General features: G+C 69.3%; 16 protein-coding genes and 1 other RNA gene. 12 read left to right on the top strand and 5 right to left on the bottom strand.

Annotated elements, in window-relative coordinates:
- Window position 1 precedes the first annotated feature (1 nt).
- The 5 genes from PBT88_RS14965 to PBT88_RS14945 are packed head-to-tail and all read left to right on the top strand — an operon-like array spanning window position 2 to window position 4546.
- Window positions 2–736 (top strand): enoyl-CoA hydratase/isomerase family protein, encoded by a 735-nt coding sequence (locus PBT88_RS14965; RefSeq protein ID WP_270076123.1) that lies wholly within the window; start codon window positions 2–4, stop codon window positions 734–736.
- Window positions 737–752: 16 nt separating this feature from the next.
- Window positions 753–1538, top strand: a complete 786-nt coding sequence (locus PBT88_RS14960; RefSeq protein ID WP_270076122.1) for an N-formylglutamate amidohydrolase — start codon at window positions 753–755, stop codon at window positions 1536–1538.
- A 9-nt stretch (window positions 1539–1547) separates the two neighbouring features.
- Window positions 1548–1946, top strand: coding sequence for a hypothetical protein (locus PBT88_RS14955; RefSeq protein WP_270076121.1), 399 nt, complete (start codon window positions 1548–1550; stop codon window positions 1944–1946).
- A gap of 18 nt (window positions 1947–1964) precedes the next feature.
- Window positions 1965–3356, top strand: coding sequence for an NAD(P)H-hydrate dehydratase (locus tag PBT88_RS14950; RefSeq protein WP_326521546.1), 1392 nt, complete (start codon window positions 1965–1967; stop codon window positions 3354–3356).
- Window positions 3353–4546: a class I SAM-dependent RNA methyltransferase gene (locus PBT88_RS14945; RefSeq protein WP_270076119.1), complete on the top strand. Its 1194-nt coding sequence runs from the start codon at window positions 3353–3355 to the stop codon at window positions 4544–4546. The genes PBT88_RS14950 and PBT88_RS14945 overlap by 4 nt, the downstream gene beginning before the upstream one ends.
- Window positions 4547–4573: 27 nt before the next feature.
- On the opposite strand, the gene PBT88_RS14940 is transcribed toward PBT88_RS14945, so the two are convergent.
- The 3 genes from PBT88_RS14940 to PBT88_RS14930 form a co-directional block, all read right to left on the bottom strand.
- On the bottom strand, window positions 4574–4708 hold the full coding sequence (locus tag PBT88_RS14940; protein WP_326521545.1) for an entericidin EcnAB: 135 nt from the start codon (window positions 4706–4708) through the stop codon (window positions 4574–4576).
- 164 nt (window positions 4709–4872) lie between these two features.
- Window positions 4873–5934: a 1,9-bis(guanidino)-5-aza-nonane synthase gene (locus PBT88_RS14935; RefSeq protein WP_270076117.1), complete on the bottom strand. Its 1062-nt coding sequence runs from the start codon at window positions 5932–5934 to the stop codon at window positions 4873–4875.
- A 126-nt stretch (window positions 5935–6060) separates the two neighbouring features.
- On the bottom strand, window positions 6061–7251 hold the full coding sequence (locus tag PBT88_RS14930) for a type III PLP-dependent enzyme (RefSeq protein WP_270076116.1): 1191 nt from the start codon (window positions 7249–7251) through the stop codon (window positions 6061–6063).
- 192 nt (window positions 7252–7443) lie between these two features.
- Here PBT88_RS14930 and PBT88_RS14925 point away from each other — a divergent pair, with 192 nt between their 5' ends.
- Complete coding sequence (locus PBT88_RS14925) at window positions 7444–8367, top strand: threonine ammonia-lyase (protein WP_407696565.1); 924 nt, start codon at window positions 7444–7446, stop codon at window positions 8365–8367.
- Between the two features lie 199 nt (window positions 8368–8566).
- Here PBT88_RS14925 and PBT88_RS14920 read toward each other — a convergent pair whose 3' ends face one another.
- A complete protein-coding gene (locus PBT88_RS14920) occupies window positions 8567–9205 on the bottom strand; it encodes an alpha/beta hydrolase (protein ID WP_270076115.1) in 639 nt (212 codons plus the stop codon).
- A 101-nt stretch (window positions 9206–9306) separates the two neighbouring features.
- Here PBT88_RS14920 and PBT88_RS14915 point away from each other — a divergent pair, with 101 nt between their 5' ends.
- From PBT88_RS14915 to PBT88_RS14905, 3 genes are read left to right on the top strand one after another with little or no spacing between them, the layout of a single operon-like run.
- On the top strand, window positions 9307–10392 hold the full coding sequence (locus PBT88_RS14915; RefSeq protein WP_270076114.1) for a cysteine desulfurase family protein: 1086 nt from the start codon (window positions 9307–9309) through the stop codon (window positions 10390–10392).
- Window positions 10389–11510: a cysteine desulfurase family protein gene (locus PBT88_RS14910; protein WP_270076113.1), complete on the top strand. Its 1122-nt coding sequence runs from the start codon at window positions 10389–10391 to the stop codon at window positions 11508–11510. Before PBT88_RS14915 ends, PBT88_RS14910 begins: the two co-directional genes overlap by 4 nt.
- The gene (locus tag PBT88_RS14905) at window positions 11507–11842 is read left to right on the top strand and encodes a 2Fe-2S iron-sulfur cluster-binding protein (RefSeq protein ID WP_270076112.1); all 336 of its coding nucleotides are present in this window, start codon (window positions 11507–11509) and stop codon (window positions 11840–11842) included. Before PBT88_RS14910 ends, PBT88_RS14905 begins: the two co-directional genes overlap by 4 nt.
- Window positions 11843–11859: 17 nt before the next feature.
- On the opposite strand, the gene PBT88_RS14900 is transcribed toward PBT88_RS14905, so the two are convergent.
- A complete protein-coding gene (locus tag PBT88_RS14900) occupies window positions 11860–12258 on the bottom strand; it encodes a GFA family protein (RefSeq protein WP_270076111.1) in 399 nt (132 codons plus the stop codon).
- Between the two features lie 74 nt (window positions 12259–12332).
- Between PBT88_RS14900 and ffs the strand changes: the two genes are divergently transcribed.
- The 3 genes from ffs (at window position 12333) to PBT88_RS14885 (ending at window position 14493) form a co-directional block, all read left to right on the top strand.
- An RNA gene (gene ffs, locus PBT88_RS14895) (signal recognition particle sRNA small type) lies at window positions 12333–12430 on the top strand.
- 96 nt (window positions 12431–12526) lie between these two features.
- The gene (locus PBT88_RS14890; RefSeq protein WP_270076110.1) at window positions 12527–14176 is read left to right on the top strand and encodes a DNA polymerase III subunit gamma/tau; all 1650 of its coding nucleotides are present in this window, start codon (window positions 12527–12529) and stop codon (window positions 14174–14176) included.
- On the top strand, window positions 14173–14493 hold the full coding sequence (locus PBT88_RS14885; RefSeq protein WP_270076109.1) for a YbaB/EbfC family nucleoid-associated protein: 321 nt from the start codon (window positions 14173–14175) through the stop codon (window positions 14491–14493). Before PBT88_RS14890 ends, PBT88_RS14885 begins: the two co-directional genes overlap by 4 nt.

Here is a 14493-nt window from a genome sequence, read left to right as displayed (position 1 = left end):
GATGTTCAGGCTCGAGATGGATCGCCCGGTCGCCCGCATCGTGATCGACCGGGGCGAGAAGCGCAACGCGATCCCGATCGGCTGCTGGAGCGAATTGGAGCGTATCGCCGCCGCCGCCGCCGCGAGCGATGCCCGGCTGGTCGTCATCACCTCGGCCGATCCGGCGAGCTTCTGCGCCGGTGCCGATCTTTCCGAGATGCCCGCGCTGATCGAGGACGTGAAGAAGCGGCACATCTTTCGCGGCGCGATGACGAGTGCGCTCGCCCGCATCCGGGGGATGGGCAAGCCGACGATGGCGACGATCGAAGGCGGCTGCTTCGGCGCCGGCGTCTCGCTTGCCATGGCGTGCGACATGCGCGTGGCCGGGCCGAACGCCACCTTCGCGATCACGCCGGCGCGCTTCGGCATCTCCTATCCCCAGCCCGATCTGATGCGGCTGATCGAGCTGGTCGGGCCGGGGCAGGCGGCGCGGCTGCTCTATACCGCCGAGACGATCGACGCGGCCGAGGCGCATCGCATCGGCCTGGTCGAGCTGCTGTGCGGCGACGGCGTGTGCGGCAAATCGATCGTGGACAGCATCGCCGGCAACGCGCCCTACAGCCTCTATGCGCTGAAGGCGACGATGGCGGGGCGCTTCGGCGTGGAGAAGCGGTTCGACGATGCGTTTTCGTCCGCCGATTTCCAGGAGGGCTGGGAGGCCTTCAGCAGCCGCCGCAAGCCCGATTTCGTGGGATGAGCGAGGCGTGGCGTAAATGAGCGTAGAACCGGCCGACGTTTTCGAAGAGATAGGCCAAGCCGCGTGCGGAGAGCCGCAGAAGGGCGGTATCCTGATCATCGCGGATCATGCCTCCGCGCATGTCCCCGCCGATATCGATCTGGGGATATCGCCCGACATTCTCACCCGCCACGTCGCGGTGGATATCGGGGTGGCGCCGTTGGCGGCGGCTTTGTGCGCGCGGCTCGGCTGCGCGGCGATCCTCGCCGGGGTTTCGCGGCTGGTCTGCGATCTCAATCGCGAGGAGGATGCGCCGGGGCTCGTTCCCGAGGCGAGCGACGGCATCGCCATTCCCGGCAACCGGCTCGACGGGGCGGGGCGCGAGGCCCGGATCGCGCGCTTTTTCGGCCCCTATCATGGCGCCGTGGCGGCGGCGATCGGGCGAGGCGAACCGGCGCTGCTGATCTCGCTGCACAGCTTCACGCCCCGGCTGGAGTCGCGGCCCGACGAAGCGCGGCCGTGGCAGATCGGCATCCTCTACAATCAGGACGAACGGGCGCCGCGCGTGGCGATCCCGCTGCTCGAACAGGCCGGTGTCCCCACCGGGGATAATCAGCCTTATTCGGGGCGCATCCTCAACGCGACGATGAACCATCATGGCGAGGCGGCGGGCATCCCCTATCTCGGCATCGAGGTGCGGCAGGATCTGATCGGCGATGCCGATGGGGTCGCGGCCTGGGCCGATCGCCTGGCACCGATAATCGGCGCGACTTGGGACAGGTTGGTGATCGAAGCACATGACGCGCCGCGCCGACTCGCCTAGGGTCACGGCATGACGCGCCGCTCGTTTCTCGCCCCGATCCTTCTCACGCTGGCCCTGGCCGGCTGCAACCCATCGTCGTCCTCCTCCTCGGATGACGGCGCGATCGCCGATGCGGCGGCCAAGGCGGCGAGCGTGCCCTGCGCGCTGGCCGGGGCGCAGAGCTTCACCGCGCACTGCACGATCGAGCGGATGGTCTCGGGCGATGGCCTGGTGCTCGTCGTTCACCATCCCGATGGCGGTTTCCGCCGCCTGCTCGTCGCCACCGACGGGCGCGGGGTGATGACCGCCGACGGCTCCGACCAGGCCAGCGTCACCGTGGTTGATCCCGGCACGATCGAGGTCGGCGTCGGCGGCGATCGCTATCGGCTGCCCGCCACCGTCAAGGGGCAGGCGCTGCCGGCGCGATGATCCTGTGATGATTCTATGATGACCGTGAAAGGCCGCCCGATCCTCACCGCCGCCGAGACGAAGGCAGCGGAGCAGGCTCTGTTCGCGCAGGGCGTCTCCGTGTTCGCGCTGATGACGCGGGCGGGGCGGGCGGCCGCCGATATCCTCTGGGATCGCTATGGCCCGCGGCCGACGCTGGTGCTGTGCGGGCCGGGCAATAATGGCGGCGACGGCTATGTGATCGCGGCGCGGCTGCGCGCGCGCGGCGTGACGGTGCGGGTCGCGGCCTCCGGCGAACCGAACACCGATGCGGCGCGGGCGGCGCGCGAGCTGTGGGGCGGCGATGTCGAGCCGCTCGACCGGGCGGCGCCCGCCGATATCGTCGTCGATGCGTTGTTCGGCACCGGCCTGTCGCGGCCGCTCGATGCCGAGATCGCGGGGCCGGCCGAACGCCTGCTGGCGGCGGCGCGCTATCGGGTGGCGATCGACCTGCCGAGCGGGATCGCGACGGACGATGGCGCCGTGCTGACCAGCTTGCCGGCGGTCGACTGCACCGTCGCGCTCGGCGCGCTCAAGCGGGCGCACCGGCTGCTGCCGGCGGTCGCACGGTGCGGCGCGGTGGTGGTCGCCGACATCGGCCTGCACGATCTGCCGCGCGGGGTGATCGAGATCGCACGGCCGGCGATCGCGACGCCGGGCTTCGAGGCGAACAAATATACCCGCGGCAAGGTGCTGGTGGTGGCCGGCGCGATGCCGGGCGCGACGATGCTGTCCGCGCTCGCTGCCCAGCGCGCCGGGGCGGGCTATGTCGAACTGGTCGGCAGCGAAGGCAGCGGCGTACCGCACGCGCTGGTCCGCCGGGCGTGGGACGAGGCCGCGCTCGCGGACAAGCGCGTCGGCGCGATCGTGATCGGCCCCGGTCTCGGCGCGGACGAAGCCGCGCGGGCACGGCTGGACGCGGCGCTCGCCACCGATCGGCCGCTGGTGCTCGACGCCGATGCGCTGTCGCTGCTGGCGAAACAGGGGCTCGATCGGCTGCCGGATCGCATCGCGCCGATGGTGCTGACGCCGCATATGGGCGAATATGCGCGGCTCTTCCCCGATGTGGAAGGCTCGGCGCTCGACAAGGCGCGGGAGGGCGCCCGGCGGAGCGGCGCGATCCTGCTGCTCAAGGGCGCCTGCACCGTGATCGCCCATCCCGATGGCCGGGCAATGATCGATCCGCCCGCGCCGGCCTGGCTGGCGAGCGCCGGCACCGGCGATGTGCTGGCCGGCGTGCTCGGCACGATGCTGGCGCAGCAGGACGATCCGTTCGCAGCGGCGGCGGCGGCGGTGTGGCTCCATGCGGCGGCGGCGCGGCGGGCCGGCCCTTTGCTGATCGCGGACGATCTCGTCTCGCATTTGTCCGCCGCCGTGGAGTCCTGCCTGTGACCGATGCGCTGATTACGAGACTGGCGGCGCGGGGCGACGGCATGACCGACGATGGCCGCGCCGTGCCATTCTCCGTGCCGGGCGATCTGGTCGACGAATTCGGTGCCGTCACCCCCGGGGCGCATCACCAGGCCCCGCCTTGCCGCCATTTCCCGACCTGCGGCGGCTGCACGCTCCAGCATGTCGACGATGCCGCCTATGCCGATTATCTGGTCGATCGCATCGCCTCCGCGCTCGCCTCGCAGCAGCTTTCGGCGGAGATAGCGCCCCCGCATCTCTCGCCGCCGCGCACCCGCCGCCGCGCCTCGCTGCGGGCCGAGCGGCAGGGCAAGCGGGTGCTGCTCGGCTTCAACGAGGGGCAGAGCCGCAAGATCGTCGATCTCGCGGAATGCTGGATCCTCGCGCCTGCCTTGTTCGCGATGCTGGCGCCGCTGCGGACGCTGCTCGGCACGCTGATCGCCGATCGGCGCGGCGCTGGCGTCGAACTGGCGCTGGCCGATCAGGGGATCGACGTGCTGATCACCGGCGTCGAGCCCGACGGCCTCGCCGCGATCGAGGCGATCACCGATTTCGCCAAGGCCCACGGCCTCGCACGGCTGTCGGTCGATGGCGGCTACGGCCCCGAGGCGCGCTGGGAGCCGGAGCCGGTGACGGTGACGCTGGGCGGGGTCGCGGTCGCCCTGCCGGCGGGCGGTTTCCTCCAGGCGACCGCCGATGGCGAGGCGGCGCTGCTCGATGCGGTGCGCGATGGCGTCGGCGAGGCCAAGATCGTCGCCGATCTCTTCGCCGGCCTCGGCACCTTCGCGCTGCCCTTGTCCATGTCCGCGAAAGTGCTGGCGGCGGAAGGCGCGCGCGATGCGACGCTGTCGCTCAAGGCGGCGGCGGCGCGGGCCGGGCGCCAGCTGGTGGCGGACCATCGCGATCTGTTCCGCCGGCCTTACACCGCCGCCGAATTGTCGCGCTTCGAGGCGGTGGTGCTCGATCCGCCGCGCGCCGGCGCCAAGGAGCAGGTGGCGGCACTGGCGGAGGCGAGCTGCGGCCGCATCGCCTATGTCTCGTGCAACCCCGCCACCTTCGCCCGCGATGCCAGGGCGTTGATCGACGGCGGCTGGCGGATCGAATGGATCAGGCCGGTCGGCCAGTTCCGCTGGTCCACCCATGTCGAGCTGGCGGCGAGCTTCCGGCGCTAAGGCCTCCCTTAGCCCACGGGAATGCGATCAGCGGTTGCGGTGATCGCCATTGGAATCGTGCGAAAAGACGCGGCCGACCGAGCGGGCGTCTTCACCCATGCCATGGACGGTGTTGCAGGCCGCGACGAGCAGCGCGCTCGCCAGCAGGGCCAATGTGGTCATCGTGCGCATAAATTCCTCGCTCTCGCACCGCAGCATAGCGCGGCGCGGGAGCGAGGGGAATCCATAGGGGCGGCTTATCCGATCGAATCGGACAACCCGCCCCTGTTTTCGGTCGACCGCGATTTCCGGGTCAGCGGATGACGCCATCCGCTTCGAAATCGCGCTTAATCGTCCGCGAACATCTTGGCGAAGGCGCGCTTCTCGCGGGTCTTCCACAGGCCGCGATGATAGGCGTCCGACGCCAGCAGCGGCAGCACCGAGGTCGCTTCGGCATAGACCATCTGCTCGAGCGCGGTGTTCACCTTGCCCCACGATGCCGCTTCCTGCAGCGTCGAGGAGGAGCAGGCGCCGTCGCGCACGTCGGCCACGGTGATCTGGATCGCGTACTTGTGGACCTCGACATCGTCGTGGCCGAGGATTTCGGCGCAGACCACGGTGTCCTGCACGAAGTTCTTCGGCACGCCGCCGCCGATCATCAGCAGGCCGGTGGTGCCGGCCTTGATCTTGATGTCGGTCAGCTCGCGGAAGTCCGCGATGCTGTCGAGCGTCATGTACGGCTTGCCGGCCTTCACCGCATCGACCTGGTGCTTGACCAGCCCGAAGCCGGCCGACGAGTCGGTGAAGGCCGGGCAGAAGATCGGCACGTCATGCTCGTAGGCGAGCTTGACCAGGCTGTTGTCCTTTTTGCCGTGCTCGACCAGATATTTGCCCATCGCCTTGATGAAGGCGCGCGACGAATAGGGCTTGGCGTCCAGCGTCTCGGCGATCTCGAAGATGGTGTGATCGACGTTCTGGAGGGCGACCTCATCGATATAGGTATCGTAGATGCGATCGATGTAGAGCGAGCGCAGCGTGTCGTCGTCCGGCACTTCGAGCGCCTGATAATGCTTGTGGCCGAGGCCCTCGAAGAAATCCATGTCGACGATGGTGGCGCCGGTGGCGACGATCGCGTCGACCATGTTGTTGCGCACCAGCTCGGCATAAAGGTCCATGCAGCCGCCGGCCGAGGTCGAGCCCGCGACGACGAGGATCACCGAGCATTCCGGGTCCGCCAGCATCTGGTTGTAGATGTCGGTGGCACGGCCGAGATCACGCGAGGTGAAGCTCATCTTCTTCATGGCGTCCACGATCGGGCGCGCATCGAAGCTGGTGATGTCGACATGCTCGACGAGGGTGGAGAGCAGCTCCGCCTTGCGGGTGTCGTTGATCGGGGTTTCGTCGTTCATTCTATGACCTTTCACAGGCAGTGCCTGTTCCCCGGCGGAAGCCGGGGTCCAGAGCCCCGAAGGCTGCGCATGCAGCCCTGGGCCCCGGCTTCCGCCGGGGAACGGAATTGAATTGGTGGGAAGCCTTTACAGCTTGATGACGCGCCCTGCCACTTCGGCGGGGCGAACCGTCTCGGTGTAGAGGCTGGCCATCGGCTCGTCGTCCACGATGACCGTGTCGCCGTTGGTGAAGCCGTTGAAGGCGGTTCGCATCGCGCAGCCATAGGCGCCGAGCATCCCGATCTCGATGAAATCGCCGACCCGGGTGTCCGCCGGCAGCTCGAACGGGCCGGCCATGCGATCCATGTCGTCGCAGGTCGGGCCATAGAAGCTGAAGCCGACATCCTTGGCGTGGCTCTCCGGCTCGCGCAGCAGCGCGACCGGGAAGCGCCAGCCGATGTGCGCCGCATCGAACAGCGCGCCATAGGCACCGTCGTTGATGTAGAGCTCGTCGCCGCGACGACGCTCGACCCGGACCAGCAGCGAGGCATATTCGGCCGACAGCGCGCGGCCCGGCTCGCACCACAATTCGGCGGAGTAGGACACCGGCAGGCTCTCGAACGCCTCGTGGATGGTGCGGAAATATTGCTCGAGCGGCGGCGGGGTCATGCCCGGATAGGCCGACGGGAAGCCGCCGCCGACGTCGATGACGTCCACGGTGACCGACGCCGAGACGATCGCGGCACGCACGCGCGCCATCGCATCCGAATAGGCCTGCGGGCTCATCGCCTGCGAACCGACGTGGAAGCAGATGCCGAGCGCGTCGGCGACCTGGCGGGTCGCCATCAGCAGCGAGGCGGCATCGGCCAGATCGACGCCGAACTTCGACGCGAGGCTGAGTTTGGAATGATCCGACGACACGCGCAGGCGCACGCACAGGGTCAGGTCGGTCGCACCCTTGGTGGCGCGCACGATCTTGTCGAGCTCCTCGTGGCTATCCAGCGAGAAGGTGCGGACGCCATGGGTGAAATAGGCCTCGGCGATGGCCTCTTCCGCCTTCACCGGATGCATGAAGCAGAGCGTCGCTTCCGGCAACGTCCGCGCGACCAGACGGACCTCGGCGATCGAGGCGACGTCATAATGCGTGATGCCGCCTTCCCACAAAGTGAGCAGCAGATCGGGAGACGGGTTCGCCTTCACCGCATAGAGCGACCGTCCCGGAAACTTCTCCGAAAAGAAGCGGGCGGCACGCTCTGCGGCATGCGGACGAACGAGCGTGACCGACTGAACCGGTCGAAGGGCCGCAGCTACCCCCAGCGCGCTATGATGCTTGTGCAATTCAAGGGACCTCCAGGAGCAGTTACAGAGCAATTGCTGCCTTGCGGTTGGAAGTCCCATGGGGCAGCGAGGGAGTGCGATATACGTATCGCTGCCCCCCCTGTAAAGGCCCATGGGAAACCGCGGAGAACAGCCATTTTTGCCGCCGAATCACCCCATCCGTTAACGGATCGGTCGCCGACTCTTTCGGGTATCCGCGCCGCAGCGCATGCCCTGACCGGAATAGGGGTTCTGACGCCCCTGATTTCAACCGAGATCCGGGGTGAACCGGTCCATATCAAGGCCGAATGCCTTCAGCGCACCGGCAGCTTCAAATTGCGCGGGGCGTGGTGGCGATTGTCGTCGATCCCGGCGGAAGGGCGCGCGGCGGGGGTCGTCGCCTTCTCGTCGGGCAATCATGCCCAGGGCGTGGCGTGGGCGGCGCAGCGACTGGGGATGCCGGCGCTGATCGTGATGCCGGCCGACGCGCCGGCCGCCAAGGTAGCGGGCACGCAGGCCGCGGGCGCCGAGATCCTGTTCTATGACCGGCTGACCGAAAGCCGTGAGGCGATCGCCGCGCGGGTCGCGCAGGAACGCGGCGCGGTGCTGGTGCCGAGCTTCGACGATCCCTGGATCGTGGAAGGGCAGGGTACGGCGGGGCTGGAGATCGCCGCGCAATATCGCGCGCAGACCGGGCGGGATGTCGAGCGGATCGCGGTCTGCTGTGGCGGCGGCGGGCTGTCGTCCGGCATCGCGCTGGGGGCGCCCGATGCCGACATCATCGTGGCCGAGCCGGAGGGCTGGGACGATATGGGCGAATCGCTGCGCCGGGGCGAGATCGTGCCGGTCCAGCCCGACCCGCCGGCGACATCCTGCGATGCGCTCCAGACGCTGCGGGTGGCGCCGCTGACTTTCGATATCCTGAAAGGGCGCGGTGCGACCGGGGTGGCGGTGAGCGAGGCCGAGGTGGCAGAGGCGATGCGCTTCGCCTTCGAGCGGCTCAAGATCGTGGCGGAGCCGGGCGGCGCGGTGGCGCTGGCGGCGGCGCTGGCGGGCAAGGTGTCGCTGGCCGGCACCGTGCTGCTGGTCTCGGGCGGCAATGTCGATCCGGCGACCTTCCGCCGGCTGGCGAGTTAGAGGCGCACGCGTGCAACTGGAACCGTTCGTGCCGAGCGAAGTCGAGGCACCTGCTTGAGACGCCGTACTCGCACGATGTCCCTCGACGTCGCTCGGGATGAACGGGGGCCGGACCTACGCAGCGCGACGCGCAGCGCAGGTCCGGCCCCGATCCTGACAGGGGAAACCCGTTCAGGCCGAGCCCGAACGGGTTGCGGCCTCACTTCAGCCGCATGTCCAGATAGCCGTCCACCGACTTCATCAGCGGCTCCATCTCGTTCGCGAAGAAATGGTTCGCCTGCGGGATGGTGTCGTGGTGGATGGTGATGTGCTTCTGGGTGCGCAGCTTGTCGACCAGCTTCTGGGTCGCGGCCGGTGTCGCCACCTCGTCGGCGTCGCCCTGGATCAGGATGCCGGACGACGGGCAGGGGGCGAGGAAGCTGAAATCATACATGCTCGCCGGCGGTGCGATCGAGATGAAGCCGCGCACTTCCGGGCGGCGCATCAGCAGCTGCATGCCGATCCAGGCGCCGAAGCTGTAGCCGGCGATCCAGGTCTGCGAGGCTTCCGGGTGGATCGACTGCACCCAGTCGAGCGCGCTCGCCGCATCGGACAGCTCGCCGATGCCATTGTCGAACACGCCCTGCGACTTGCCGACGCCACGGAAATTGAAGCGCAACGTGGCGAAGCCGCGGCGCACATAGGTCTTGAACAGGGCCTGGACGATCGCGTTGTTCATCGTGCCACCCGCCTGCGGGTGCGGATGGAGGATCAGCGCGACGGGTGCGCGCGGACGCGGACCGGGGGTGAAACGACCTTCGAGGCGGCCTTCGGGGCCGGGAAAGATGACTTCGGGCATGGGACCTGACGAACCTGAGGGGGCGGCACTGGCCGCGCGAACCGCGTCCTATATAGAAAGGGGGCTTGTCAAAGCAACGAATCTGGAGCCGTTCCCCGCAGATGCCACCCCGCGTCTATCTCGATCATGCCGCGACCACCCCGCTGCGCCCCGTCGCCCGTGCCGCGATGATGGAGGCCTATGGGCATTGGGCGAACCCGTCCTCGCCCCATGCCGAGGGCCGGGCGGCGCGTGCCGCGCTGGAGGCGGCGCGGGTGCGGATCGCCGAAGCGCTGGGCTGGCGCGGCGCGATCCTGTTCACCAGCGGCGCGAGCGAGGGCATCGCCATGGTGATGGCGCGGGCGAAAACGGCACGCCGGATCGTCTCGACGGTCGAGCATGACGCGGTGCGCCGGGTGAGCGAGGGGGCGATCGCGTTGCCGGTGGGGAGCGACGGGCGCGTCACCGATGTCGGGCTCGCGCTGGCGCTCGAACAGGCCGGCGAACGGCCCGGCCATGCGCCGCTGGTCGCGGTGCAGCTGGTCAACAGCGAGACCGGCGTGATCCAGCCCGCCCGGATGATCGGCGAGACGGTGCGCCAGGCCGGCGGGCTGTGGCTGTGCGATGCCACCCAGGCGGTCGGCAAGATGACGCTGCCGGATGCCGATTTCCTGGCCTTCTCGGCGCACAAATTCGGCGGGCCGCCGGGCGTCGGTGCGCTGCTGGTGCGCGATCTGGCGACGCTGGCGCCGTCCGGCGGGCAGGAACAGGGCTATCGCGGCGGCACCGAGGATATGCCGTCGATCGCCGGCATGGCGGCAGCGCTGGCGGAAGGGCCGGGCTGGATGGAGCGGGTCACCGAATTGCGCGCGCACCTGGATGGCGTGATCGAGGAGGAGGGCGGCGAGATCGTCGCGCGCGGCGCGCCGCGGCTGCCGACCATCGCCTCCTACCGGATGCCGGGCATGGCAGCGGCGGCGCAGCTGATCCGCTTCGACAGCGCCGGCTTCGCGGTGTCGGCGGGCAGCGCCTGCTCGTCGGGCAGTCTCAAGCCCAGCCACGTCCTCGCCGCGATGGGCCTGGACCCGCAGGCGGCGTCCGAGGTGATCCGGGTGAGCTTCGGCCGCACCACGCGGCGCGAAGACGTCTGGCGCTTCGCCGACCAGTGGCGGGCGATCGCCGCCGATGCCCGGTCCCGCGCGGCATGATCTATCTCGATTATCAGGCGACCACGCCGCTCGCCCCCGAGGCGCTCGCCGCGATGCGGCCGCTGTGGGAGGAGGGCTTCGGCAATCCCCATTCGCCGCATCGCATGGGCCGCGCCGCGCGGGCGGCGGTGGAGTATGCGCGCGACCGGATCGCGGCACCGTTCGGCCCCGGCGGGCGACTGCTGTTCACCGGCGGCGCCACCGAGGCGCTCAACTGGGCGATCAAGGGCATCGTGGAGACAATCGGGGCCGAAGCCAGCCCGCGTCGCCGTATCGTCACCACCGCGATCGAACATGCCGCGGTGCTCGATACGGTCGCCTGGCTGGGCCGGCAGGGGCATGAGGTGGTCATCCTGACGGTGACGCGCGACGGGATCGTCGATCTCGATGCCGCGCGCGCAATGATCGACGGCGATACCGCGCTGGTCGCGGCGATGCTGGTCAACAACGAGATCGGCACGATCCAGCCGATCGCCGAACTCGGCGCGCTGGCGCGGGCGGCGGGGGCGGTGATGATCTGCGATGCGGTGCAGGGCTATGGCCGGGTGCCGCTGCCGGTCGAGGCCTGCGACCTGGTCGCGATCTCGGCGCACAAGATCCACGGGCCGAAGGGCATAGGCGCGCTGTGGCTGCGCGACGGCATCGTGCCGGCGCCGCTGATGCACGGCGGCGGGCAGGAGGGCGGACTGCGTTCCGGCACGCTGGCGCCGGCGCTCTGTGCCGGATTCGGTGCGGCGGCAGCGCTGGCGTTCGATCGGATCGCGGCCGATGCGGCGCATGTCGAAACCTTGTGGCATCAGGCGAGGGGCCTGCTCGATGGTTGGATGCTGAACGGATCGGCGGATCAACGCTGGCACGGCAACCTTAACGTCCGCCGCGAGGGCCTCGACGTATCGCGGCTGATGGCCGATCTGCGCGATATCGCCTTTTCGGCCGGCTCCGCCTGTGCCAGCGGATCGGGGCGGCCGAGCCATGTGCTGGAGGCGATCGGGCTGGCGTCTGCCGAGGCCCGGTCCAGCATCAGGCTCGGCTTCGGCCGCTATACGACATCAGGGGAGATCGAGACGGCGATGACGATGATCTGTGAAGCGGCCGACCGCCAGCGCGCGCTGCCATGACCCGCGTCCGCTTTCTCGATGCGGCTGGCGACCTCTCGGCCGAGGTCGAAGCGCCGGCCGGCGAGCGTCTGCTCGACGTGGCCCAGGCGGCCGACCAGCCGCTCGAAGGGACGTGCGAGGGCCAGATGGCCTGCTCGACCTGCCATGTCGTGGTGGCGGCGGAGGATTTCGCGCAGCTGCCACCCGCCTCCGAGATGGAAGAAGACCTGCTCGATCTCGCCGCGCACGTCACCCGCACCTCGCGTCTCGCCTGCCAGATCTGGCTGACCGATGCGCTGGGCAGCCTGACGGTGCGGATGCCGGGCGCGGCGCGGAACATGACCGGGCGCTGAGCCCCATTGCGAACCGTTCAGTCGAAGTGATCGATGCTCTCGCCGAGGGTCGCCACCCAGCGATGCTTGCGCTCTTCGTAGACCGAATATTCCGGCGCCGGAAAAGCCGGGTCGGCGAACGCACCGATCGCGATCGCCACCACGCCCGGATCGCGATCGAGTGTATAGGCCACGGTCGATCCGCAATCGGGGCAGAAGCGATGGCGGGCATGGCCGCCATCGTCGTTGGTGCGCACCCATTCACGCCACGGCCCGGCGAACGCGACGTGCGCCTCGTCGAAGCGCGCCTGCGCCGCGAAGCTGCTGCCCGAACGGCGCTGGCAGTGGAGGCAATGGCACACCGACACCCGGACCGGCTCGCCCTCGCAGGCGACGGTCAGCGCTCCACAGGAGCAGGATGCGATGCGGCGGGTCATGGCCGCCACGATAGGCCGCGCGGCACTCCGCTGCCAGACCCTTGCCAGCCCGCCCCGCCTCGCTTATTGGGCGCGCCGGGAGTCGGGCGGACGACGTCGTCGCCAACTTGGTCAGGTCCGGAAGGAAGCAGCCACAACGATTTCTCGTCGGGTCGTTCCGGCTCCCACCCTCACCATAGTCCGCAGCATCCTTATCCGTCCTCCTGTCCGGGAATGGCGGTGGATTTCGCGTGGCGCGTGATGCCGGAACGGATTCGCCGGCTGGCATGTGGCGAGGTCGGCGACTAGATTGGCGGCGATGACAGAATCCGCACCCTATCGCGTGCTCGCGCGCAAATACCGGCCGCAGCGTTTCGACCAGCTCATCGGGCAGGATGCGATGGTGCAGACGCTGGGCAATGCGATCCGGCGCGGGCGGCTGGCCCATGCCTTTCTGATGACCGGCGTGCGCGGGGTGGGGAAGACCTCCACCGCGCGGCTGATCGCCAAGGCGCTGAACTGCATCGGCGAGGACGGGCAGGGCGGCCCGACGATCGATCCCTGCGGCGTCTGCGAGCCGTGCAAGGCGATCGCCGAGGGGCGCCATATCGACGTGGTCGAGATGGACGCCGCCTCCCACACCGGCGTCGATGACGTGCGCGAGATCATCGAGGCGGTGCGCTATGCGGCGGTCTCGGCGCGCTACAAGATCTACATCATCGACGAAGTCCACATGCTGTCGAAGAATGCGTTCAACGCGCTTTTGAAGACGCTCGAGGAACCCCCTGCGCACGTTAAGTTTTTGTTCGCGACCACCGAAGTGAACAAGGTGCCGATCACGGTGCTGTCGCGCTGCCAGCGCTTCGACCTGCGGCGGATCTCGGCGGAGCTGCTCGCCCAGCATTTCGCCCATGTCGTGGAAGCGGAGGAGGTTGCGGCCGAGCCCGAGGCGCTGGCGCTGATCGCACGCGCCGCCGAAGGGAGCGCGCGCGACGGGCTGTCGATCCTCGATCAGGCCATCGCCCACGCCGGCGCCGAGGCCTCCGGCGTCTCGGCCGCGCAGGTGCGCGAGATGCTCGGCCTGTCCGACCGCGGCGCGGTGCGGCGGCTGTTCGCGCTGCTGCTGTCCGGCGATGCCCCGGCGGTGCTGGCGGCGCTGGCCGAGCAACATGTGCTGGGCGTCGAGCCCGCTGCGCTGTTCCGCGGGCTGCTGGAGGCGGTCCATGGCATCACGCGGGCCAAGGCCGGCGGCGTGCCCGATCCGGCGCAGTCGGTCGAGGAACGGCAGGCGCTGGACGCATGGGCCGGCAAGCTCGGCCATGCGACGCTCCACCGGCTGTGGCAGCTGCTGCTCAAGGGGCTGAGCGAGGTCGAGACCACGGCGATGCCGATGGAGGCCGCCGAGATGGCGCTGCTCCGCGTCGTCCATGCCAGTTCGCTGCCCGATCCCGGCGAGTTGCTGCGGCGCCTGCAATCGGGCGAGCCGATGCCGGCGCTGGATGCCGCGCCGCCGGTGGCGCCGGCGGCCGGCGGGTCAGGCCCGAGCGCGAGCGTGGTAGCGGTTGCGCCGGCTCCCCCCGTCGTGCGTGCGCCCGAGAGCTTCGCCGCTTTGGTGGAGGCGGTGTCCGGCCGCCATGCCCATCTCGCGCAGCAGCTCCACGATTATGCCAGCGTGATCCGTTACGCGCCGCCCGAGCTGGAGCTGTGCCCCCGCCGCCCGATCGACGGCCATGTCGCCAAGGCGCTGGACGATATCGCGCCGATCGGCTGGAAGGTGGTGATGAGCGACCAGCCCGGCGCGCCAACCTTGCGCGAGCAGGAACTCGCCGCCAAGGCGGACGAGGATCGCGCCATTCGCGAGAGCCCGGTGGTCGCGGCGGTGTTCGCCGCCTTCCCCGGCGCCGAACTTATCGAAGACGATCAACGGAGTATCGCATGAACATCGAAGAACTCATGAAGGCCGCGCAGAATGTGCAGGACCAGCTGAGCAAGGCGCAGGACACGCTGGATCAGGTCCAGGTCGAAGGTGCGGCCGGCGGCGGGCTGGTCAAGGTCCAGGCCACCGCCAAGGGTCGCGTCACCGGCATCGACATCGACGAGAGCCTGCTGAATCCGTCCGAGAAACAGATGCTCGAAGACCTGATCGCCGCCGCCTTCAACGATGCCCGCACCAAGGCGGATGTCGTCAGCCAGCAGGAGATGGGCAAGATGACCGCCGGTATGCCGCTCCCGCCCGGCTTCAAGCTACCCTTCTGA

Origin of the sequence: Sphingomonas abietis (genome assembly GCF_027625475.1) — a bacterium.
GTDB lineage: Bacteria > Pseudomonadota > Alphaproteobacteria > Sphingomonadales > Sphingomonadaceae > Solisphingomonas > Solisphingomonas abietis.
This window is presented reverse-complemented; position numbering and strand designations above follow the sequence as displayed.